This is a genomic window from Methylobacterium sp. E-012, from assembly GCF_057836545.1.
Map to the genome: position 1 here is coordinate 3035674 of NZ_JBYQEY010000001.1, position 20490 is coordinate 3056163.

The 20490-nt window shown below is 72.1% G+C and carries 20 protein-coding genes; 16 read left to right on the plus strand and 4 right to left on the minus strand.

Annotation, left to right across the window (positions count from 1 at the left end):
- Window positions 1-36: 36 nt before the first annotated feature.
- Window positions 37-306: a hypothetical protein gene (locus tag AC3IF1_RS14735; RefSeq protein ID WP_243969614.1), complete on the minus strand. Its 270-nt coding sequence runs from the start codon at window positions 304-306 to the stop codon at window positions 37-39.
- Window positions 307-394: 88 nt separating this feature from the next.
- Between AC3IF1_RS14735 and AC3IF1_RS14740 the strand changes: the two genes are divergently transcribed.
- The 7 genes from AC3IF1_RS14740 to AC3IF1_RS14770 all read left to right on the plus strand — a co-directional run bounded on the left by AC3IF1_RS14740 (window position 395) and on the right by AC3IF1_RS14770 (window position 7017).
- On the plus strand, window positions 395-568 hold the full coding sequence (locus tag AC3IF1_RS14740; RefSeq protein WP_243969616.1) for a hypothetical protein: 174 nt from the start codon (window positions 395-397) through the stop codon (window positions 566-568).
- Window positions 569-676: 108 nt separating this feature from the next.
- Window positions 677-1867 carry a cystathionine beta-lyase gene (gene metC, locus AC3IF1_RS14745; RefSeq protein WP_243969618.1) on the plus strand — a complete coding sequence of 397 codons (1191 nt, stop codon included), beginning with the start codon at window positions 677-679 and terminating at the stop codon, window positions 1865-1867.
- Complete coding sequence (locus AC3IF1_RS14750) at window positions 1864-3297, plus strand: MmgE/PrpD family protein (RefSeq protein ID WP_489218191.1); 1434 nt, start codon at window positions 1864-1866, stop codon at window positions 3295-3297. Before metC ends, AC3IF1_RS14750 begins: the two co-directional genes overlap by 4 nt.
- A gap of 63 nt (window positions 3298-3360) precedes the next feature.
- A complete protein-coding gene (locus AC3IF1_RS14755) occupies window positions 3361-5310 on the plus strand; it encodes an ArnT family glycosyltransferase (protein WP_489218193.1) in 1950 nt (649 codons plus the stop codon).
- Complete coding sequence (locus AC3IF1_RS14760) at window positions 5307-6092, plus strand: glycosyltransferase family 2 protein (RefSeq protein WP_243969623.1); 786 nt, start codon at window positions 5307-5309, stop codon at window positions 6090-6092. Before AC3IF1_RS14755 ends, AC3IF1_RS14760 begins: the two co-directional genes overlap by 4 nt.
- Window positions 6086-6418: a lipid-A-disaccharide synthase N-terminal domain-containing protein gene (locus AC3IF1_RS14765; protein ID WP_243969625.1), complete on the plus strand. Its 333-nt coding sequence runs from the start codon at window positions 6086-6088 to the stop codon at window positions 6416-6418. Before AC3IF1_RS14760 ends, AC3IF1_RS14765 begins: the two co-directional genes overlap by 7 nt.
- Window positions 6415-7017 carry a pyridoxamine 5'-phosphate oxidase family protein gene (locus AC3IF1_RS14770; RefSeq protein WP_489218194.1) on the plus strand — a complete coding sequence of 201 codons (603 nt, stop codon included), beginning with the start codon at window positions 6415-6417 and terminating at the stop codon, window positions 7015-7017. The genes AC3IF1_RS14765 and AC3IF1_RS14770 overlap by 4 nt, the downstream gene beginning before the upstream one ends.
- A gap of 362 nt (window positions 7018-7379) precedes the next feature.
- Here the strand turns inward: AC3IF1_RS14770 and AC3IF1_RS14775 are convergent, their stop codons facing one another.
- On the minus strand, window positions 7380-8066 hold the full coding sequence (locus tag AC3IF1_RS14775; protein ID WP_489218196.1) for a hypothetical protein: 687 nt from the start codon (window positions 8064-8066) through the stop codon (window positions 7380-7382).
- Between AC3IF1_RS14775 and AC3IF1_RS14780 the strand changes: the two genes are divergently transcribed.
- The 4 genes from AC3IF1_RS14780 (at window position 8056) to AC3IF1_RS14795 (ending at window position 12718) form a co-directional block, all read left to right on the plus strand.
- Entirely contained in the window at window positions 8056-8991 is a 936-nt protein-coding gene (locus AC3IF1_RS14780; RefSeq protein ID WP_489218197.1) for a methyl-accepting chemotaxis protein, read from the plus strand. The two genes, AC3IF1_RS14775 and AC3IF1_RS14780, sit on opposite strands and share 11 nt — an antisense overlap.
- Window positions 8992-9100: 109 nt before the next feature.
- Window positions 9101-9997, plus strand: a complete 897-nt coding sequence (rarD, locus tag AC3IF1_RS14785; protein WP_489218199.1) for an EamA family transporter RarD — start codon at window positions 9101-9103, stop codon at window positions 9995-9997.
- Window positions 9998-10049: 52 nt separating this feature from the next.
- Window positions 10050-12440 (plus strand): hybrid sensor histidine kinase/response regulator, encoded by a 2391-nt coding sequence (locus tag AC3IF1_RS14790; protein WP_243969632.1) that lies wholly within the window; start codon window positions 10050-10052, stop codon window positions 12438-12440.
- Window positions 12437-12718, plus strand: a complete 282-nt coding sequence (locus tag AC3IF1_RS14795; RefSeq protein ID WP_243969633.1) for a hypothetical protein — start codon at window positions 12437-12439, stop codon at window positions 12716-12718. Before AC3IF1_RS14790 ends, AC3IF1_RS14795 begins: the two co-directional genes overlap by 4 nt.
- Window positions 12719-13004: 286 nt before the next feature.
- Here the strand turns inward: AC3IF1_RS14795 and AC3IF1_RS14800 are convergent, their stop codons facing one another.
- On the minus strand, window positions 13005-14036 hold the full coding sequence (locus tag AC3IF1_RS14800; RefSeq protein ID WP_489218200.1) for a P1 family peptidase: 1032 nt from the start codon (window positions 14034-14036) through the stop codon (window positions 13005-13007).
- 98 nt (window positions 14037-14134) lie between these two features.
- On the opposite strand from AC3IF1_RS14800, the gene AC3IF1_RS14805 reads away from it, so the two are divergent.
- Window positions 14135-15004, plus strand: a complete 870-nt coding sequence (locus tag AC3IF1_RS14805) for an NAD(P)-dependent oxidoreductase (RefSeq protein WP_489218201.1) — start codon at window positions 14135-14137, stop codon at window positions 15002-15004.
- Between the two features lie 11 nt (window positions 15005-15015).
- Here AC3IF1_RS14805 and AC3IF1_RS14810 read toward each other — a convergent pair whose 3' ends face one another.
- Window positions 15016-15867 (minus strand): S49 family peptidase, encoded by an 852-nt coding sequence (locus AC3IF1_RS14810; protein ID WP_489218202.1) that lies wholly within the window; start codon window positions 15865-15867, stop codon window positions 15016-15018.
- A 242-nt stretch (window positions 15868-16109) separates the two neighbouring features.
- Between AC3IF1_RS14810 and AC3IF1_RS14815 the strand changes: the two genes are divergently transcribed.
- The 4 genes from AC3IF1_RS14815 (at window position 16110) to AC3IF1_RS14830 (ending at window position 20487) form a co-directional block, all read left to right on the plus strand.
- Window positions 16110-16418: a hypothetical protein gene (locus AC3IF1_RS14815; protein ID WP_243969640.1), complete on the plus strand. Its 309-nt coding sequence runs from the start codon at window positions 16110-16112 to the stop codon at window positions 16416-16418.
- A 175-nt stretch (window positions 16419-16593) separates the two neighbouring features.
- Window positions 16594-19356, plus strand: coding sequence for a DNA gyrase subunit A (gyrA, locus tag AC3IF1_RS14820; RefSeq protein WP_489218203.1), 2763 nt, complete (start codon window positions 16594-16596; stop codon window positions 19354-19356).
- Window positions 19357-19418: 62 nt separating this feature from the next.
- The gene (gene coaD / locus AC3IF1_RS14825) at window positions 19419-19922 is read left to right on the plus strand and encodes a pantetheine-phosphate adenylyltransferase (protein WP_243969644.1); all 504 of its coding nucleotides are present in this window, start codon (window positions 19419-19421) and stop codon (window positions 19920-19922) included.
- Between the two features lie 16 nt (window positions 19923-19938).
- Entirely contained in the window at window positions 19939-20487 is a 549-nt protein-coding gene (locus AC3IF1_RS14830) for a peptidylprolyl isomerase (RefSeq protein ID WP_489218204.1), read from the plus strand.
- The last annotated feature ends 3 nt before the right edge of the window (window positions 20488-20490 follow it).

Sequence of the window (20490 nt, forward strand, 5' to 3'; positions counted from 1 at the left end):
GGCGGGGTTCGGGGCGCGGAGCCCCGAGACGCCCGGTCAGCGCCGCGGCAGGATCGGATCGCCGCGCATCAGCGCGTGGAGCCGCTCCGTGTCGAACCCGTTCGGGATGCTCGGCATGGCCGGCTTCGGCGCGGGCGCGGCCTTGGCCGGCGCCGGTAGCGAACCGGTGGCGGACGGCTCGACCTGGGCCGCGCGCACCACCGGACTGGGCGCCAGATGGGCGAGCCGGTCGGCGCTGACGAACACGACGATCGCCGTCGAGGCCAGGATCAGGACGCCGCCGAAGAGGGAACGCAGGACAGGCACGCGATGACCCGGGACGCGACTTGAGACGGCAACAGAATAGGCGCGGGGCCGTTAACGAAGCCCCACCCCAAATCTTCGGGAGGCGATATTGACCAACGTCCAGGCCACCGCGAGCGACAGCCCGTTCATCCAGGGTCGCAACGCGCGCCTCTACGGCAAGCCCGTGAGCGAATGTCCCTATCCGGAGGGCTCCGAGGACTATGCCGGCTGGATGCAAGCTTACGAGGAGGCCGCAGCCTCCGATCCGCCCGAGACGGCCTAAGGCGGAAACCCCGGCGCGCCCGGACGTTCGCGTGGTCCGCCCAGGCTTGACCTCGCCCGGCGCCGGGCGCTTCGTGCGGCGCCTTCCCGACGCGAGCCCCGGTCCCCGATGTCCCTGAAGCCCTCGCCCGAGTCCAAGCAGAGTTTCGCCCCCGCGACGCGCCTCGTCCATGCGGGCCGGGATCCGGGCGAGCAGCACGGTTTCGTCAACACGCCGATCTACCGCGGCTCCACGGTCCTCTACCCGACCTACGACGCGATCAAGCACCGGCGCGGGCGCTACAATTACGGCACCTCGGCGACGCCCACGATGGACGCCCTGACCGGCGCCTGGACGGAACTCGCCGGCGCGGCCGGCACCGTCGTGACGCCCTCCGGCCTCGCGGCCCTCACCGTCGCGCTGATGGCCGCCGTCTCGGCGGGGGACCACCTCCTCGTCACCGATTCCGCCTACCGGCCGACCCGGCAGTTCTGCGACGGCGTGCTGGCCCGCTTCGGTGTCGCGGTCACCTACTATGACCCCACCGTGGGAGCCGGCATCGCCGACCTGATGCGGCCGAACACGAAGGCCGTGCTGGTCGAGGCGCCCGGCTCGCAGAGCTTCGAGATGCAGGACGTCCCGGCCATCGCCGCGGTGGCGCATGCCGGCGGCGCCTGCGTGATCATGGACAACACCTGGGCGACGCCGCTGCTGTTCCCGCCGCACGAACGGGGCGTCGACATCGCCGTGGAGGCCGGGACCAAGTACCTGAGCGGCGGCTCCGACCTGCTGATCGGGCTGACCTCGGCCAACGCCCAGTACTTCCCGGCCGTGCGCCGGACCTTCGACCATTTCGCCATGTGTGCCGGCGCGGAGGACATCTTCCTGGCGCTGCGCGGCATGCGGACCATGGCGCTGCGGCTGCGCGAGCACGGCCGCGCCGGGCTGGAGATGGCCCGCTGGCTCCAGGCGCGGCCCGAGGTGCTGCGGGTGCTCCATCCCGGCCTGCCGGAGGATCCCGGCCACGCCATCTGGACGCGCGACTTCTCCGGCGCCTCCGGGCTGTTCGGGGTGATCCTGAAGCCCGTCCCCGAGGCGGCTCTGGCCGCGATGCTGGACGGGCTGGAGCTGTTCGGGATGGGCTTCTCCTGGGGGGGCTTCGAGAGCCTCGTGATCCCGTTCGACTGCGCCGGCTACCGGACCGCCACGCAATGGGCGCCCGGCGGACCGGCCCTGCGCTTCCACATCGGGCTCGAGGACGTGGCCGACCTCAAGGCCGATCTCGACGCCGGCTTCGCGCGCCTGCGGGCGGCCGCGTGAGCGCGCCGACCCGGCGCCGTCTGATCCAGGGCGCCGGGGCGCTCACCCTCGCGGGCGGCCTTCCCGTGACCGCCGCGGAGACGGATGTGACCGGGCGGCTCGCCCGCTACATGGCGGCCGCCCGGGGGCAAGACCTGCCGCCCGAGGTGCTGACCGCCTGCAAGCACCGGATCCTCGACACCCTGGCCGCCATGGTCTCGGGTGCCCGGATGCGGCCGGGCGAGATGGCGCTGACTTACGTCCGAACCCTCGGCGGCGCCGAGCAGGCGGGGGTCGTGGCTTCCGGCTTCCGGACCACCACGGTGAACGCGGCGCTGGCCAACGCCATGTGCGCCCATGCCGACGAGACCGACGATTTCGAGCCGGTGACCAAGGCCCATCCCGGCTGCGCCACCGTGCCGGCGGCCCTGGCGCTCGCCGAGCAGCACGGGAATTCCGGCGCCGAGTTCGTCCGGGCCGTGGCGCTCGGCTACGATCTCTGCTGCCGCCTGCTGCTGGCGCTCGGACCCGACCTCGTGCGCGGCACCCATCGCAGCGCCGAGGGCACCAGTTCCACCTTCGGGGCGCTGGGCGCCGCCGCCGCCCTGGCCCGCCTCGACGAGCGCGGCATGCGCTTCGCGCTCTCCTACGGGGCCCAGCAGGTCTCCGGCCTGTGGAGCTGGGTGCGCGACCACGACCATGTCGAGAAGGCCTTCGACTTCGCCGGTATGGGCGCGCGCAACGGCGTCACGGCGGTGGGCATGGTCGAGGCCGGGCTGACCGGCGTCGCCGACGTGCTCGACGGCCGCCACAACCTGCTGAACGCCCTCTCCACCGCGCCGAGGCCGGAGCTGATGCTGGAGGGGCTGGGCAGCCGGTTCTTCGTCACCGAGACGGCGATCAAGACCTATTCGGTCGGTTACCCGATCCAGTCGCCCCTGGACGCGACCCTGACGCTGCGCCGGCAATACGGCCTGACGCCCGAGGCCGTGCGGCACATCCTGGTGCGGCTGCCCACCGACGCGGTCGGCATCGTCGGGTCGAGCGCCATGCCCGATGTCAGCTGCCAGCACCTCGTCGCCCTGGCGCTGGTCAAGGGCGCGGTCTCCTTCGCCGACAGCCACGATGCCGGCCTGATGCACGATCCCGTGATCGCGGCCGAGCAGGCCAAGGTCGAGCTGGCGGGCGATCCGGCCCTGATGGACCCCGCCGCCCCGCGCGGCGCCGTGGTGACGATGACCCTGGCGGACGGCCGGATCATCGAGCACCACACCCGGCATCCCCCCGGCACCAAGGAGAATCCGCTGAGCACGGAGGCGGTGAACGCCAAGGCGCGGGACCTGATGGCGCCGGTGCTCGGCCCGGACGCGACCGAGCGCCTGATCGCGCAGGTCAACGCCCTCGAGACGGTCGCCGACATGCGCGCATTGCGGCCCCTCCTGACCGCCTGAGGCCGACGAACCGCGCGGCGGTGCATTTGACGCGCCCGCACGATCCTGATTGACCGGCCTGGCATGACCACGAGCCTCTCCGCCGGCGGCCCCGCGCGCCTCGCCCCCGCCGACCGGATCGGGCGCGGGCTCGACGCCCTGAGCCTCACCCACGCCCGGGCCGTGGCGGCCCTGATCGCGCTGTGCCTGATCCTGTTCCTGCCGGGCCAGATCTCGCTGCAGCCGATGGACCGGGACGAGCCGCGCTTCGCCCAGGCCTCGAAGCAGATGCTGGAGACCGGCGATCTGGTGAATATCCGCTTCCAGGGCGAGGCGCGGAACAAGAAGCCGGTCGGGATCTACTGGGCGCAGGCCGCCGCGGTGGCGGCAGGCGAAGCGCTCGGCGTGCCGGGGGCGCGCACGCAGATCGCCCTCTACCGCATCCCCTCGCTGATCGGCGCCGCCGCCTCGGTGCTGCTGGCCTACTGGGCGGCGCTCGCCGTCCTGCCCCGGCGGTCGGCGCTGCTGGCCGCCGCCCTCTTCGGCGCCAGCCTGATGCTCACGGCCGAGGCGCATCTCGCCAAGACCGACGCGCTGCTCGCCGCCTGCGCCACGGCGAGCCTCGGGGCGCTGGCCCGGGTCTGGCTGGCCGCGCATCCGCTCCGCCTGCGCACCGACGACCGGCTCACAACGCCGACGAACGAGGCCGACGGCCGGCGATACGCGCCTCTCTCTACCCCCGCGGAGCGACGGGATTTGCACAGCCCGTGCGGGGACGCGGTCGCAGAACGGGGCGCAAGTCCCCTCTCCCGCACGGGAGAGGGGGCCGGTCGCGCTTGGCAGACGCCGCAGCGCGAACATCGGAGCCCCGCAGAGGGGGGAGGGAGGGCGCATGCGCCCGGGCGCGCCGTCTTCGCCGCCTTCTGGCTCGGGATGGCCGTCGGCATCCTCGTGAAGGGCCCGATGGTCCCGCTCTTCGTCGCCCTCCCGGCGCTCGGATTGTCGGCCGTGGCGCGCTCCGGGCGCTGGCTGCTGCCGCTGCGGCCGCTGGCGGGCCTCGGCCTGACACTGGTGATCGTGGCCCCCTGGTTCGCCGCCATCGCCTGGAAGAGCGGCGGCGCCTTCTACGCCGAGGCGGTCGGGCACGACATGCTCGGCAAGCTCGGCGGCGCGGCCGAGCGGCATTGGGGACCGCCCGGCGCCTACGCGCTCGCTGTCTTCGCCACCTTCTGGCCGGGGGCAGCCTTCGCCGCCATGAGCCTCCCCTTCGCGTGGCGGGCGCGGCGCGAACCCGCGGCGGCGTTCCTGATCGCCACGGTGCTGCCGGCCTGGCTGATCTTCGAGGCGGTGCCGACCAAGCTGCCCCACTACGTCCTGCCGCTGATGCCCTGGCTGGCGATCCTGACCCTGCTGGCGCTGTCGCGGGGGGCGCTGGACCCGCGGCTGCGCGGCGCGCGCCTGACCGCTTTGCTGGTGCCGGCGATCCCGGTCGGATTGACCCTCGGCCTGTGCGTGGTCGGGTGGCGCCTCGACGGCCACACGATCCCCTGGCCGGCGCTGCCGCTGCTCGCCGCCGCCTGCGCGGTGGCGGCGCTGGCGTGGTTCGCCTTTGCGCAGGGCTCCGCCGAGCGCGCCCTGGTGCTCGGCGTGCTGGCCTCCGCCCTGCTCGGGCCGGCGGTGCTGGGCGTGGCGCAGCTGTCGCTGCCCGCCCTCAAGGTCTCCCCGCGTCTCGCCGCCCTGCGGGACCGGATGCCCTGCGCGGACCCGCGCGTGGCGAGCCTCGGCTACCGGGAGCCGAGCCTGGTGTTCCTGATCGGCACCGGGCTCGTCCTGCCGCCGGACGGCACCGCCGCCCGGGACTTCCTGGAGGGTGGCGGCTGCCGGCTGCTGTTCGTCGAGGCCCGGGACCGGGACGAGTTCAACGCGGCCTGGCCGGTGGGGCGCGGGGCACCGGCGCCGCGGGCCGAGGTCGAGGGCTTCAACCTCAACACCGGCCGGCGGGTCTTCGTGACGGCCTACGCGGTGACCCCGTGAACGATACCCCGCAGCTCGGCGACGGCCCGCGGCTCAGCGTCGTCGTGCCGGTGCGGAACGAGGCCGGCAACATCGCGCCCCTCGTGGCGGAGATCGCGGCCGCCTGCGCGGGTCTCGCCTTCGAGTTGATCTATGTCGATGACGGCTCCACCGACGGCACCCCGGCCGCCCTCGCGGCGGCGCGGGCGGGGCGGCCCTGGTTGCGGGTCCTGCGCCACGCCCGGAGCGGCGGCCAGTCCGCCGCCGTGCGCAGCGGCGTCCTGGCGGCCCGGGGCGACACCGTCGCGACCCTCGACGGCGACGGCCAGAACGACCCCGCCTTCATCCCGATCCTGCTCGCCGCCCTGGACGCGGCCGGCCCGGGGACCGGGCTCGCCCAGGGCCAGCGGCGCGGGCGCCGGGACGGGCGCTTCAAGATGCTCCAGTCGCGCATCGCCAACGGCGTGCGCGGGCGGATCCTGAAGGATTCCACCCGCGACACCGGCTGCGGTCTCAAGGTGTTCCGCCGGGCCGTCTACCTCCGGCTGCCCTATTTCGACGCCCTGCACCGGTTCATGCCGGCCCTGGTGGCACGGGAGGGGTTTTCGGTGGTCCACCGGGATGTGGTCGACCGGCCCCGCCTGACGGGGGTCTCCAATTACGGGCTGTTCGACCGTCTCTGGGTCGGGCTCCTCGATCTCGCGGGCGTCTGGTGGCTGATCCGGCGCAAGCGCGCGGATCCGCGGCCGGCGGAGATCGCGATCCCGGCCCCCGCGCCGGCAGACCAGGATGTCGGATGCTGATCCAGCTCGCCCACGACCTGCCGGACTACTTCTACGACGTGTTCGTCACGCGGATGGATTTCTGGTTGGTCTTCGGCATCGTCGCCCAGTTAGTGTTCGGCTCGCGCTTCATCCTGCAATGGATCGCCAGCGAGCGGGCGGGGCGGAGCGTGATGCCGCTGTCGTTCTGGTTCCTGTCGATCCTCGGCGGCCTGATGACCCTGGTCTACGGCTTCGTGCGGCGTGAGCCGGTGATCATCATCGGCCAGGGTCTGTCCACCGGCATCTACCTGCGCAACCTCGCGCTGATCTTTCGCGAGCACCGGCGGAAGCGGGGGGCCGCGTGACCCGCACGCCGCTGCCCGCCTTCTACGACGACCTCGACGCCACCTTCGCCGAGGCGTGGCGGCTCCTGGCCGAGGGCGCCGCGCAGGGCCGCGGCGGATTCCACCTCCCGGCCCTGGCGACGATCGGCCCGGACGGCGCGCCGCGGCTGCGCACCGTGGTGCTGCGCGCCGCCGACCCGGGATCCGGCACCCTCCGGTTCCACTGCGACCGCCGCTCCGACAAGGCGGCCGAGCTCGGCGCGAAATCGGCCTGCGCGCTCGCCGCCTATGACGCGGCCGCGAAGGTCCAGATCCGCGTCGAGGGCCGCGCCACGCTGCACACCGACGACGCCGTGGCCGAGGCGGCCTGGGACGGATCCCGGGCGATGAGCCGGGTCTGCTACGGGGCCGAGCCCGGCCCAGGGACCGCGCTCCCGGCGGGGGGCGCCTACGCGCTGCCGGACGAGACCTCCGCCGCCGCGACCGGCCGCCCGAACTTCGCCGCCGTGCTGGTCCGGGCCGAGCGGCTGGACTTCCTCTACCTCGACCGGCGCGGCCACCGCCGGGCGGCGTGGGACCGGCGCGAGGCCGGCTGGCACGGGGCGTGGCGCGCGCCCTGAGGCGCCCGATTGGCGAAGGCACCACGGATGATGGGGCCAGACGGCCGCCGGAGCCCGCCCGGGCCTGTGTCGCGTCCCGTATCCGCGCAGGATCCGTCAGCAGAATCGGAGCGTGGCAACGTTCTGCGCTGAAAGTTGCATCGTCAAGCGCATTGCCATCTCAAGATAGTGCACCTGTTCGCAGCGTCTCATTTTCGACCCGAACCGTGCCAGGGTTCAGAATTGTTATCGACTTGGTTAGTTTGCCGGATCTAAGCTGCATCCGACCCGGAGCATCGGCCGTGTATCGTCTGTTGAAAAATTCAATCTCCCTGAAGATTGCATTCGCCTTTGCTTTTATTGCTGCGAATTCCGTCGGGTATCTATGGTATATCTCGAAGCGTACGGTCGCGGTCGACGCGGCCTATAGCGCCTATCTGGAGAACGACGCCACGGCGGCCACCATGGCCGCGCGCCTCGGCCGCGTCGTCTATCAGATGAGCTACGTCGCCTTCCGCGCCCTCGGCGAGGCCGATCCGGACGAGTCGGACCGGATCGGCGCCGCCTTCGAGCCGCTGCCGCCCGAAGCCGCGAAGCTCGTGGATGGCGTGCGTCGGAACGCGCCGGCCTTCCACGAGCGGACCGACCGGATCGCGGCTCTGCTCGACAGCTACGTCACGCTCACGGGCGAGATGTGCGCGATGGTCAAGAAGGGCATGAGCGCCCAGGCGCTGACCCTCGCCCACAGGAAGGTGGATCCCCTCCAGAAGACGCTGTTTGCCGAACTCGATACCTTCGCCGACGACCTGGGCGCGGCGATCCAGACGGGGTCCGCGACGCTGGGTGCGGAGACGCAGACCACCCTGTTCTGGGTGATCGGCCTGTCGGCGGGCGGCATCGCGGCGAGCATCCTGGTCGGCCTGCTGGTGGTGAATTTCGGCGTCACGCGCCCCCTCGGCCGGCTGACGGCCGCCCTGAAGGCCATGGCGCAGGGGGGACCTCGGCACCGAGGTTCCGGAGGCGCGGCGCGGGGACGAGATCGGCGCCATCGGCAAGGCCGTGGAGGGCATCAAGGCGCTGGTCACCGGCAACGCGGCCGAGCGGGCCGAGAGCAAACGGCTGACGGACGAGGCGGCCGCCGCCGCGCGCAGCCGGACCCTGCTGGAGCTCGCCGGCGGCTTCGAGGACACGGTCGGCCGGATCATCGGCCTGGTCTCCGCCTCGGTGGCCACCTTGCAGGCCACCGCCCGGACCATGACCGAGACCGCCGCGCGGACCGCCGACCGGTCCACCACCGTGGCCGCCGCCGCCGAGCAGGCCGCCGCCAACGTCAACACGGTGGCGAGCGCGGCCGAGCAGCTCGGCTCCTCGGTCCTGGAGATCGGCCGGCAGGTCAGCGGCTCCGCGACGCTCGCGCAGAACGCCGTCTCGGAAGCCGCCCGGACCGCCGCCCTGGTGCAGGACCTCAGCGCCGCCGCCGCCAAGGTCGGCACCGTCGTGGAGCTGATCGCCGCCATCGCGAGCCAGACCAACCTCCTGGCGCTGAACACCACCATCGAGGCGGCCCGGGCCGGGGAGGCCGGCCGCGGCTTCGCGGTCGTGGCGGGGGAGGTCAAGGTGCTCGCCGCCCAGGCGGCCCGGGCGACCGACGACATTTCCGAGCAGATCGGCCGCATCCAGGGGGCGACCGGCCAGGCGGTCTCGGTAATCGCCACGATCACGGCGCGGATCCGCGAGATCGACATGGTGGCCTCCTCGATCGCAGCCGCCGTGGAGGAGCAGGGCGCCGCCACCCAGGAGATCGTCCGCAACGTCGCGCAGGCCGCCACCGGCACCAGCGAGGTCACCGGCAACATGGCGGGCGTGGCCGAGGCGTCGGAGGCGACTGGCGCGGCCGCCGATCAGGTCCTGGCCGCCGCCGCCGCGCTGGCGTGCCAGTCGGAGGATCTCGGCGGCGAGGTGCGGCGCTTCCTCGCCACGCTCCGGGCCGCCTGAGCGCCGGTCGCCGGGATGGCAGCCCTGCGCCGCCCCACCTGACCGGGGCCGCGGCCCCGGGCTAAAGCCCCGGCACCCGGCTGCCCGCCGGGCCGGCCGGGAGGAACCCGTGGGCCTCGTCTACGCGCTCGCCGCCTACCTCAGCTGGGGCCTCCTGGTCCCGTTGCATTTCCGGCTGCTCGGCGCCTACAGCCCGAACCACATCCTGGCCGAGCGGATCGTCTGGTCGAGCCTGTTCGCCGGTACGCTGGCGCTGGTGCTCGCGGCGCGCCACCGCCTCAACCTGCCGCTGCCCCTGCGGCCACGCCACGCCCTGCTGCTGCTCTCGGCGGTGATGATCGGCGTGAACTGGCTGCTCTACCTCTCTGCGGTCAGCAGCGGGCACCTGCTCGACGCGAGCCTCGGCTACTACATCAACCCCCTGGTCAGCGTGGCGCTGGGGCGGGTGGTGCTCGGCGAGCGCCTGCGGCCGATGCAGGCCGCGGCGGTCGCCGTCGCGACGGCGGGCGTGGCCATCGCGGTGGTGTGGGCCGGCGAATTGCCGGTCCTGTCCCTGTCGCTGGCCGTGACCTTCGCCCTCTACGGGCTCGTCCGGAAGATCGTCGGGGTCGACGCGCTGGTTGGGTTCCTGGCCGAGACCCTGGTGCTCCTGCCGGCGGCGGTGGTGTGGCTGGCCCTGTCCCCGGAGCCGTTCCTGCCCGCGGAGACGGCGGGCCTCACACTCCTGATGCTGACGGGGCTCACCACCGCCCTGCCGCTGATCTGGTTCGCCGCCGCCGCGGTGCGGCTGCGCCTGACCACCCTCGGGCTGCTGCAATACGTCGCCCCGACCTGCCTGCTCGGCCTCAGCGTGCTGGCCTTCGGCGAGCGGGTGGCGCCGCCGCGGGCGACGATGCTCGCCCTGATCTGGGCGGCGCTCGCCCTCTACACGATCGACGCCCTGCGCGACCGCCGCAACGCCGCGCCCGCGCGGTTGCGATCGGATCCGGACGGGATGCGTGTATAAGGCATACCGGTACAGGGCCGCCGCGGGCGGATGAGGGGATAGCGCTTAGCCGATGAGCGAGACTGAGGGCGGCGCGCAGGCCGTCACGGATGCCGATTACCGGATTCTCGCCGAGACGCTGCCGCAGCTCGCCTGGATCGCCGAGGCGGACGGCACCATCGTCTGGTACAATCAGCGCTGGTACGACTACACCGGCACGTCCCTCGCGGAGATGCGCGGCTGGGGCTGGCGCACCGTCCACCATCCCGACCACGTCGCGGCGGTGACCGAGCGCTACCAGGCCGCCATCGCCCTCGGGAGCACCTGGGAGGACACGTTCCCCCTGCGGGGCCAGGACGGGACCTACCGCTGGTTCCTGTCGAAGGCGCGGCCCCACCGGGACGCGTCCGGGCGGATCCTGCGCTGGTACGGGACCAACACCGACATCTCCGGGCGGCGGGCGATCGAGGAGCGCCTGCGCCATTCCGAGCAGCGCTTCCGGGCTCTGGTCGACGCCTCGGCGGCGGTGATCTGGAACACCAACGCGGCGGGGGAACTGATGCCGCCGCAGGTCCGCTGGAGCATCTATACCGGGCAGACCGAGGAGGCCTATCAGGGCTGGGGCTGGCTGGACGCGGTCCATCCCGACGACCGGGCGCAGGCCGCCGATACCTGGGCGGCCTGCGTGGAGGCGCGCCGGACCTACGAGGTCGAGTACCGCCTGCGCCGCCACGACGGCGCGTGGCGCGCCATGGAGGTGCGCGGCGTGCCGGTGCTCGCCGAGGACGGAACCCTGCGGGAATGGGTCGGCACCTGCATCGACGTCACCGAGCGCAGGGAGGCCGAGGAGGCGGTGGAGCGGGCCCGGCAGGCCGCCGAGGCGGCCAACCGCGCCAAGAGCCAGTTCATCGCCAACATGAGCCACGAGCTGCGGACCCCGCTCTCGGCGGTGATCGGCTATTCCGAGATGCTCGGCGAGGAATTGGAGGATATCGGCCAAGCCGCCCTCCTGCCGGACCTGCGCAAGATCGAGGCGGCGGCCCGCCACCTCCTGTCGCTGATCAACGACGTGCTCGACATCTCCAAGATCGAGGCCGGGCGCATGACCGCCTCGGCCGAGACCTTCTCGGTGTCGGACCTGCTCCGGGACGTCTCCGACTCCACCGGCTCCCTGGTGGAGAAGAAGGGCAACCGCTTCGTGCTCGACGCGGGCGAGGACGCGGGGGCCGAACTGGGCTCCATGCACCAGGATCAGACCAAGATCCGCCAGTGCCTCCTGAACCTGATCGGCAACGCCGCCAAGTTCACCGAGACGGGGACCATCACCCTGACGGTGCGCCGGCACCGGGAGGCGGAGGCGGACTGGCTGTCCTTCGCGGTGACCGATACCGGCATCGGCATGAGCGCGGAGCAGATCGAACGGCTGTTCGAGCGCTTCGTGCAGGCCGACGAATCGACCACCCGCCAGTTCGGCGGCACCGGCCTCGGGCTCGCCATCACCCGCGCCTTCTGCCAGACGATGGGCGGCGACATCGACGTCACCAGCGTCCCGGGCGCGGGCGCGACCTTCACGATCCGCCTGCCCGCGACGCTCAGTCCCGAGGAGTCGCCCGCGGCCGAGGTCGAGGCCCACAAACCGGTCGAGCCGCACGAGCAGCACGAGACGGTGCTGCTGGTCGACGACGATCCGGCCGCCCGCGAGCTGCTCCAGCGCTTCCTCGAACGCGAGGGTTTCCACGTCCGCAGCGCCAATGACGGGCGCGCCGGCCTGACCCTCGCCCGGGCCCTGAAGCCGCGGGCGATCCTGCTCGACGTCGAGATGCCGCGCATGGACGGCTGGGCGGTGCTGCACGCGGTGCGCAGCGATCCCGATCTGGTCGGAACGCCGGTGATCATGACCTCGGTGGTGGCCGAACAGGGCCTCGGCCAGGCGCTCGGCGCCACCGACTACTTCGTCAAGCCGATCGACTGGGACCGGCTCAAGGGGCTGATGGAGCGCTACCGGCCGGCGGCGCCCAACGAGGCCCGGGTGCTGGTGGTCGACGACGACGCCGATGCCCGCGAGCGCCTGCGCCGGTCGCTCGGCCGGGAGGGCTGGACCGTCGACGAGGCCGAGAACGGCCGCATCGCCCTGGACCGGTTCAGCCAGGCCCGCCCGAGCCTGATCCTCCTCGACCTGATGATGCCCGAGATGGACGGGTTCGGCTTCCTGCGGGCCCTGCGCGCCCGGCCCGACGGCGACGTGCCGGTGGTGGTGCTCACCGCCAAGGAGATCACCCATGCCGAGAAGGAGAGCCTGAACAAGCAGGCCGACCGGGTGATCGCCAAGGGCTCCATGAGCCTCGCCGAGATCGGCCGGCAACTGCGCGTGCTCTACGCGCGTTCGGCGAGCGAGCCGGTGCCTGGACAACTCCAGGGTCTGATCGCGCGGCTCGCCGAACAGGATACGCAGGAGCGGCCATGAGCGACGAAGGCATCGATCCGAACAAGGCGGCGGCAATCCGCCTGCGGGCGCGGCTCGCCGTGGTGGAGCGGGCGGCGTGGTTCGGCCTCGTCCACGCCATGAAGACGCAGCCCGAAGAGACCGAGGCCTACATCGCCTCCGAGCGGGCGCGTTGCGCGGAGGGGTTTGGCGGCACCGCCTGGGCCAAGGATCTCACCGACGCCGAGCGGAAGATGCTCGGCGCGGAGGTCGATGCCGGGCTGGCACAGCTGATCGAGGATGCCCGCGGGGAGGTGTGAGACGGCCCCTCATCGCGGGCTGGATGCCGCGCTGAGGGATTTGGTGTGTTGATACTGCAGAACGATGGGATGCGACGGACGATCCTGGAGCCACGTCGTCGTAAGCGTCTTCGGCATGTCGGAACGACCAAGAATCGAGCATGCCATCCAGATCCTTGCTGGACGCGAAGTCGTGTTCAACACGGTGCCGGAATTCTACGATCGGTTCGAGGGCAAGGTGATACGCTTCGCGCCAGACAAGTGGTTCTTCCTGGCGCCGAACTGACAAGTCCCGCGTGCGCAATTTCTAAACTTGAACGCCCCGAAACACGTCACCCCAAGCCGGCGGCAGGCCCGTCCAGGCCAGTGGCGACGCCACCGCATGACCCGGCAGCCGCGTGGCGCAAAAAACCCCGCGCGCCACGGCCCGCGCCAGCACCCGCGCGGCTGCATCGCCCAGGCGGGCAAGGTCCGCCACCGGGTCGGCGAGCGGCACGGCGCCGGTGGCCGCCGCGAAGACCAGATCGCCGTCCAGCGGCGTGTGCGCCGGCACGAGGGCGCGGGCGAGGCCGTCCTGGGCCGCCACCGCGAGGCGGCGGCATTGCGCCTTGGTCAGCGCCGCGTCGGTCGCCACCACGGCGAGCGTCGTGGCGGCCCCCGGCAGCGTCCGGGCCGGGAAGGCGAGGGCATCGTCCGGCACCCGGGCCGGCGAGCCCAGGCCGCCGAATTCTTCCGCCTGTTCGAACGGCGCCGCCCAGAAATGCGGCCCGTCGCCGATCGTTGCGTTGCCGAAGGCGTTGACGGCCGCGAGCGCCCCGACCCGGAAGCCAGTGCCCGCCACCAGGGCCGAGGCCGTGCCGATCCCGCCCTTCAGGCGCCCGGTGCGCGCGCCGGTCCCGGCCCCCACCGAGCCCAGCTCGAAAGCCTCGGCGGCCGCCGCGGCGGCCTGGAAGCCGAGTTCGCGATAGGGCGGGTAGCGGCCCCAGGCCTTGTCGCCGCCGTTCAGGAGATCGAACAGAATCGCGCCCGGCACGATCGGCACGCGCATGGTGCCCACCGGAAAACCCCGCCCGGCCTCGGCGAGCCACGCGGTCACGCCCGCCGCCGCGTCGAGCCCGAAGGCCGAGCCGCCCGAGAGCACCAGCGCGTCGATCCGCTCCACGGTGCGTTCGGGATCGAGCAGATCGGTCTCGCGGGTGCCGGGCCCGCCGCCACGCACATCGACGGAGGCGGCCACCGGCGCGTCGAACAGGATCGCGGTGACGCCGCTGGCGAGCGTGAGGTCGCTGGCGTGGCCGACCCGCAGGCCGGGAATATCTGTGATGCGATTGCGCAGCATGACGCGAGCTTGCCATGTCCGGCGATCGGGACAAATCCCCGCCTGCGCCGTCGCAGCCCGGTCCGGGTCGATACGGCGGACGCAGCGAGGAGAACGCCATGGACGTCGGATTCATCGGGATGGGGCGGATGGGCCGGGGCATGGCCGCCAGCCTCGCGCGGGCCGGCCACCGGGTCCGGGCCTGGAACCGCACGCTGGCAGCGGCGCAGGGCATCGACGGGGTGACCCCGGTGGGCAGCGCCGCGGAGGCTTTTGCGGGCGACGCCGTCGTCACCATGCTGGCGGACGACGCGGCGCTCGAGGCCGTGATCGTGGCCGGCGGCCTGCTCGACCGGCCGGAGCGCCCGGGCCTGCATATCGGCATGAGCACCGTCTCGGTGGCGCTCGCCAAGCAGCTCGCGGCCGTGCACGACCGGGCGGGCGTCCCCTACATTTCGGCGCCGGTCTTCGGGCGACCGGACGTGGCGGAGGCCGGCAAACTCAACATCGTGGCCGCCGGGGCTGCGGAGCTGATCGACCGGGCCGGCCCGCTGCTCGACGCCATGGGCGCCAAGACCTGGCGGTTCGGGGACGATCCGGTGCGGGCGAACGCCGTCAAGCTGGCCGGCAACTTCATGTTGATCTCGGCGATCGAGGCCATGGGCGAGGCCTGCGCCCTCACCGAGGGCCACGGAGTCGCGGGCGCCGACTTCCTCGACCTGATGACCAACACCCTGTTCGCCTCGCCGGTCTACAAGGGCTACGGCGCCTCGATCGCCCAGAACCGCTACGAGCCGCCGGGCTTCATCCTCAAGCTCGGGGCCAAGGACGTGCGCCTCGCGCTCCAGGCCGCCGAGGGCGCGGGCGTGCCGATGCCCTTCGCCAGCGTCCTGCGCGACGGCCTGATCGAGGCGATCAGCCACGGCGACGGCGAGAAGGACCTCGCCGCCCTGGCGCGCGTCTCCGCCCGGCGCGCGGGGCAGGGCTGAGACGCCCGCGCCTAGAGACCGAACCGGCCGAAGGCGGCGCGCTCCTCCAACGCGGCCAGGGCGTCCGCGGCAATCCCGCCCGGCGCCCCACCCCGGCGCAGAAGGCGGGCGACCAGCCCGCCCCGCGCCTCCGCCACGAGGCGCAGGTCGACCGTCTCGCCGAAGCGCGCGCGCATCGTCGTGCGGAGGTCGCCCAGGGCGTCGATGAGGCCGAGCGGCAGCGCCTGCCGGCCGGTCCAGACCGCCCCGGTGAACAGGTTCTCGGTCGGAGACAGGGCCGGGCGCCGGGCGGTGACGAGGCCGGTGAACAGGTCCTGGATGTCGGCCTGGATGCGTTTCAGCCGCTCCACGTCGGCGGGGTCCTCGGGGCGGAACGGGTCGAGCATCGATTTCGCCTCGCCCTGGGTGTGCACCCGGCGCTCGACGCCGAGCTTCTCCAGGAGGCCGTGGAAGCCGAACCCGGCGGACACGACCCCGATCGAGCCGACGATCGAGGTCGGGTCGGCGACGATCTCGTCGGCCGCGCAGGCGATCATGTAGCCGCCCGAGGCCGCGACATCCTCCACGAAGGCGATCACCGGCAGGCTTTTTTCCGCGGCCAGCGCCCGGATCCGGCGGTGGATCAGGTGCGACTGCGCGGGCGCGCCGCCGGGCGAGTTGATCACGATCGCCACGGCCTTGACCCCGGGCATCCCGAAGGCCCGCTCCAGGCTGCCCGCCACGCTGGCGATCGAGAGGCCCGGGCGGATCGGCGAGACCGCCCCGATCGTGCCGGAGAGCCGGACCACGGCGACCCGCGGGCGCCGGTTCCGGAACCGGCGCGGCAGGAGGGCCCGGAATGTGTCGGGGAACGCGAAGGGCATGGAGATCTGGCGCGGGCTCGTCGGGGGCCCGGGCGGCGAACGGCCCGGGCGGGGCATCGGGAAACTGGGCGTTCCGCCCCGGGGCGCAAGGGCGGTGCGGCGGCGGGCCGGGGCGGGTTTCCGATCTGCGCAGTCATGACCGGCGAACCGTTGGCCGACCTTGGCCGTTTCTGCCCGCGGCGCGAGCCTCGTGCCGGCCCGGATCCGCAGGATCGTTTGGGCGCCAACACGGGAGAGAGACGATGCGACCCTGGCCTATCCTGGTCCTCCTTGCCGCCCTGATCGGCGGGCTGGCGGGGGTGCCCGCGCGTGCGGCCCCCCTTCCGGTCCCGGTCACCGCCGCGGCCGCCGCACCCGCCCCGGCGGTGCAGCTGGCCCGCTGGCACTACCGGCGCCACTGGCACCGGCGCCATCACGGGCGGCGCCACTGGCATCACCGCCGCCACCGTCATCACTGGCATCGCCATCACGGGCACCGCCTTCATCACGTCCGCCCGCATCACGCCCGGCCCGGCCGCGCCGTCGGCCACCGGAACCTCACGTTCTACTGAGCCGACCGACCCGCCGCCCGGCCCGGACAGGCCGGGAGGCGGCCTTGCGGGGGGCCTCGGAAAACTTTATTTAACCGTCTGATATCACTGCTCTTCCGCGGGACCGTCCCGGCGCATCGCGCGTCGGTCGACGGCCGCGAGCACCGCCCATCCGGGCTTCAGAACGGAAATCGACTTGGCCGAGAACGATCCGACTGGCACCGCCCCGCCCGCCAGCGACATCCGCCCCGTCTCCATCACCGACGAGATGCGCCGCTCCTACCTCGATTACGCGATGAGCGTGATCGTGAGCCGGGCGCTTCCCGACGCCCGCGACGGCCTCAAGCCGGTCCACCGGCGCATCCTCTATTCCGCCTTCGAATCCGGGCATCTGCCCGAGCGGAAATACGTCAAGTCGGCGCGCATCGTCGGCGACGTGATCGGTCTCTACCACCCGCACGGCGACCAATCGATCTACGACGCCCTGGTGCGGATGGCGCAGGACTTCTCCATGCGCCTGATGCTCATCGACGGGCAGGGCAATTTCGGCTCGGTCGACGGCGATCCGCCGGCAGCCATGCGCTACACCGAATCGCGCCTGGCCAAGCCCGCGACCGCGCTGCTCGCCGACATCGACAAGAACACCGTCGATTTCCAGCCGAACTACGACGAATCGCGGGAGGAGCCCAAGGTCCTCCCGGCCCGGTTCCCGAACCTCCTGGCCAACGGCGCCGGCGGCATCGCAGTCGGCATGGCGACCAACATCCCGCCGCACAACCTCGGCGAGCTGATCGACGCCTGCATGGCGCTGATCGACGATCCGGGGCTGACCATCGAACAGCTCACCGAGATCATCCCCGGGCCGGACTTCCCCACCGGCGGCATGATCCTCGGCCGGGCCGGCACCCGGCAGGCCTACGCGACGGGACGCGGCTCGGTGATCATGCGCGCCAAGTCGCATGTCGAGGAGCTGCGCAAGGAGCGCGAGGCGCTGATCTTCACCGAGATCCCCTATCAGGTGAACAAGGCGACGCTGGTCGAGAAGATCGCCGAGCTGGTGAAGGAGAAGCGCGTCGAGGGCATCTCCGACCTGCGCGATGAATCCGACCGCACCGGCATGCGCATCGTCGTGGAGATCAAGCGCGACGCCATGGCGGATGTCGTGCTGAACCAGCTCTACCGGTTCACGCCGCTGCAATCCTCGTTCGGCTGCAACATGGTGGCGCTGAACGGCGGCCGCCCCGAGCTGATGAACCTGAAGGACCTGCTCGAGGCCTTCGTGGACTTCCGCGAGGAGGTCGTCTCCCGGCGCACCAAGTTCCTGCTCGGCAAGGCCCGCGAGCGCGCCCACGTCTTGTGCGGCCTGGCCATCGCGGTCGCCAACATCGACGAGGTGATCCGGCTGATCCGGACATCGCCGGACCCGAATTCGGCCCGCGAGGCGCTGATGGGCCGCGACTGGCCGGCCCACGACATCGCGCCGCTGATCGCGCTGGTCGACGACCCGCGCCACCGGGTCGCCGAGGACGGGACCTACCGCCTGTCCGAGACCCAGGCCCGGGCCATCCTCGACCTGCGCCTGCAGCGCCTCACCGCCCTGGGCCGCGACGAGGTCGGCGACGAGCTGAAGACGCTCGCCGACGAGATCGCCGACTATCTCGACATCCTGCGCTCCCGGGTGCGCATCCAGGCGATCGTGAAGCGGGAACTGGTCGAGGTGCGCGAGCAGTTCGCCACCCCGCGCCGGACCGAGATCGTCGACTTCGACGGCAGCGTCGAGGACGAGGATCTAATCGCCCGCGAGGACATGGTGGTGACCGTGTCCCATGCCGGCTACGTCAAGCGCGTGCCGCTCTCGACCTACCGGTCCCAGCGCCGGGGCGGCAAGGGCCGCTCCGGCATGGCCACCCGCGACGAGGATTTCGTCACCCGCCTGTTCGTGGCCAACACCCACACGCCGGTGCTGTTCTTCTCCAGCCAGGGCCAGGCCTATAAGGAGAAGGTCTGGCGCCTGCCGATGGCCGCCCCGAACGCCCGCGGCAAGGCGCTGGTCAACATCCTGCAATTGCAGGACACCTCCGAGCGAATCACCACGATCATGCCGCTGCCGGAGGACGAGGCCTCCTGGGAGACGCTGGACGTGATGTTCGCGACCGCCAGCGGCAGCGTCCGGCGCAACAAGCTGTCGGACTTCACCACGGTGAACCGCAACGGCAAGATCGCCATGAAGCTCGATCCGGGCGACCACATCGTCCATGTCGAGATCTGCCGGCCGGACCAGAACGTGCTGCTCACCACCGCCAAGGGGCAGTGCATCCGCTTCCCCGTCGAGGACGTGCGCGTGTTCAAGGGCCGCGATTCCACCGGCGTGCGCGGCATCCTGCTCGCCCCAGACGACCGGGTCATCTCCATGACGATCCTCAACGCCTTCGACGCCAGCGCCGAGGAGCGGACCGGCTACCTGAAGATGCGCCGTGCCGTCACCGGCGAGGCGGAGGAGGGCGCCGAGATCGAGGCCGAGGACGGCGCCGAGGCCGCCGCGATCTCGCCGGAGCGCTACGCCGAGATGGGCGCGGCCGAGCAATACGTGCTCACGCTCTCGGAGCGAGGCTATGGCAAGCGCTCCTCGTCCTTCGAGTACCGGACCTCGGGCCGCGGGGGTAAGGGCATCACGGCCATGCGGGTCAACGACCGCAACGGCAGCCTCGTCGGCTCCTTCCCGGTCGAGGCCACGGACCAGATCATGCTGGTCACCGATGGCGGCCAGCTGATCCGGGTGCCGGTGGACGACATCCGCATCGTCGGCCGCGCCTCGCAGGGCGTGACGGTGTTCAACACCGCCAAGGACGAGAAGGTCGTCTCGGTGGAGCACATCGAGGGCGAGGACGAGGGTGGCGCGGAGGTTGGCCCAGAGGGCGGCATTGAGGGCGGCCTGGAGGGCGGCCCCGAGGAGGTGTGAGGCCCCCGGCCGTCTCACCCCGAGGTTCCGTCCGGCGCAAAAATGCTCTAGGCCGGGCCCCGATGACCCGCACCGCCCTCTATGCCGGCTCGTTCGATCCGGTCACGAACGGCCATCTCGACGTGGTCCGCCAAGCCTGCCGGCTGGTGGACCGCCTCGTGATCGCCATCGGCGTGCATCCCGGCAAGGCGCCGCTGTTCTCGGCCGAGGAGCGGGCCGCGCTCCTCACCGAGACCTGCGGACCGGTGGCTGCCGCGGAGGGCGCGACGCTCGAGATCGCCACCTTCGACGATCTCGCCGTCTCGGCTGCCCGGCGCTGCGGCGCCGCGATCTTCATCCGCGGCCTGCGCGACGGCACGGATCTCGATTACGAGATGCAGCTCGCCGGCATGAACGGCGCCATGGCGCCGGAGGTGCAGACCGTGTTCCTGCCCGCCTCGACGCAGGCGCGGCCGATCACCGCGACGCTGGTGCGCCAGATCGCCGGCATGGGCGGGGACGTCTCGCCCTTCGTGCCCGCCGCCGTGGCCGCGCGCCTCCGGCAGCGCTTCGCCGCACAGTCCTGAACCCGAAAGGCCTTCGATGAACCGACGCCACGCCCTCCTCGCGCTCGCCCTGACGCTCGGCACCGCTACGGCGGCCCGCGCCGCCGACGCCAACACGGTCTATCTCCAGACCAAGGATGGACGGATCACCATCGAGTTGCGTCCCGAACTCGCGCCCAAGCACGTCAAGCAGATCAAGACGCTGGTGAACCAGGGCTTCTACAACGGCCTGAAGTTCCACCGGGTGATCGACGGGTTCATGGCCCAGACCGGCGACCCGAAGGGCAACGGCACCGGCGGCTCCAGCCTGCCGAACATCCCGGCGGAGTTCTCGCAATCGGCCCAGTTCCGCCGCGGCACGGTGGGCATGGCCCGCTCGCAGGATCCGAACTCGGCGAACTCGCAGTTCTTCATCTGCCTGGCCGACGCACCGAACCTGAACGGCCAGTACACGATCGTGGGCAACGTCACGGACGGACTCGACGTGCTCGACAAGATCAAGAAGGCCGCCCCCGGCGCGCCGGGGGGCTCCGTGCAGGACCCCGACAAGATCGTCAGCATGACGATGGCCGAGAAGGCCAAGTAGAGG

What these genes read in the sequence shown, in the direction of transcription:
- AC3IF1_RS14765 (WP_243969625.1), top strand. Translation starts at nt 6,086, where the DNA reads ATGCTGATCCAGCTCGCCCACGACCTGCCGGACTACTTCTACGACGTG.
- AC3IF1_RS14795 (WP_243969633.1), top strand. Translation starts at nt 12,437, where the DNA reads ATGAGCGACGAAGGCATCGATCCGAACAAGGCGGCGGCAATCCGCCTG.
- AC3IF1_RS14775 (WP_489218196.1), bottom strand. Translation starts at nt 8,066, where the DNA reads ATGCCCTCCACGGCCTTGCCGATGGCGCCGATCTCGTCCCCGCGCCGC.
- AC3IF1_RS14805 (WP_489218201.1), top strand. Translation starts at nt 14,135, where the DNA reads ATGGACGTCGGATTCATCGGGATGGGGCGGATGGGCCGGGGCATGGCC.
- AC3IF1_RS14800 (WP_489218200.1), bottom strand. Translation starts at nt 14,036, where the DNA reads ATGCTGCGCAATCGCATCACAGATATTCCCGGCCTGCGGGTCGGCCAC.
- AC3IF1_RS14790 (WP_243969632.1), top strand. Translation starts at nt 10,050, where the DNA reads ATGAGCGAGACTGAGGGCGGCGCGCAGGCCGTCACGGATGCCGATTAC.
- AC3IF1_RS14755 (WP_489218193.1), top strand. Translation starts at nt 3,361, where the DNA reads ATGACCACGAGCCTCTCCGCCGGCGGCCCCGCGCGCCTCGCCCCCGCC.
- AC3IF1_RS14810 (WP_489218202.1), bottom strand. Translation starts at nt 15,867, where the DNA reads ATGCCCTTCGCGTTCCCCGACACATTCCGGGCCCTCCTGCCGCGCCGG.
- AC3IF1_RS14830 (WP_489218204.1), top strand. Translation starts at nt 19,939, where the DNA reads ATGAACCGACGCCACGCCCTCCTCGCGCTCGCCCTGACGCTCGGCACC.
- coaD (WP_243969644.1), top strand. Translation starts at nt 19,419, where the DNA reads ATGACCCGCACCGCCCTCTATGCCGGCTCGTTCGATCCGGTCACGAAC.
- metC (WP_243969618.1), top strand. Translation starts at nt 677, where the DNA reads ATGTCCCTGAAGCCCTCGCCCGAGTCCAAGCAGAGTTTCGCCCCCGCG.
- AC3IF1_RS14815 (WP_243969640.1), top strand. Translation starts at nt 16,110, where the DNA reads ATGCGACCCTGGCCTATCCTGGTCCTCCTTGCCGCCCTGATCGGCGGG.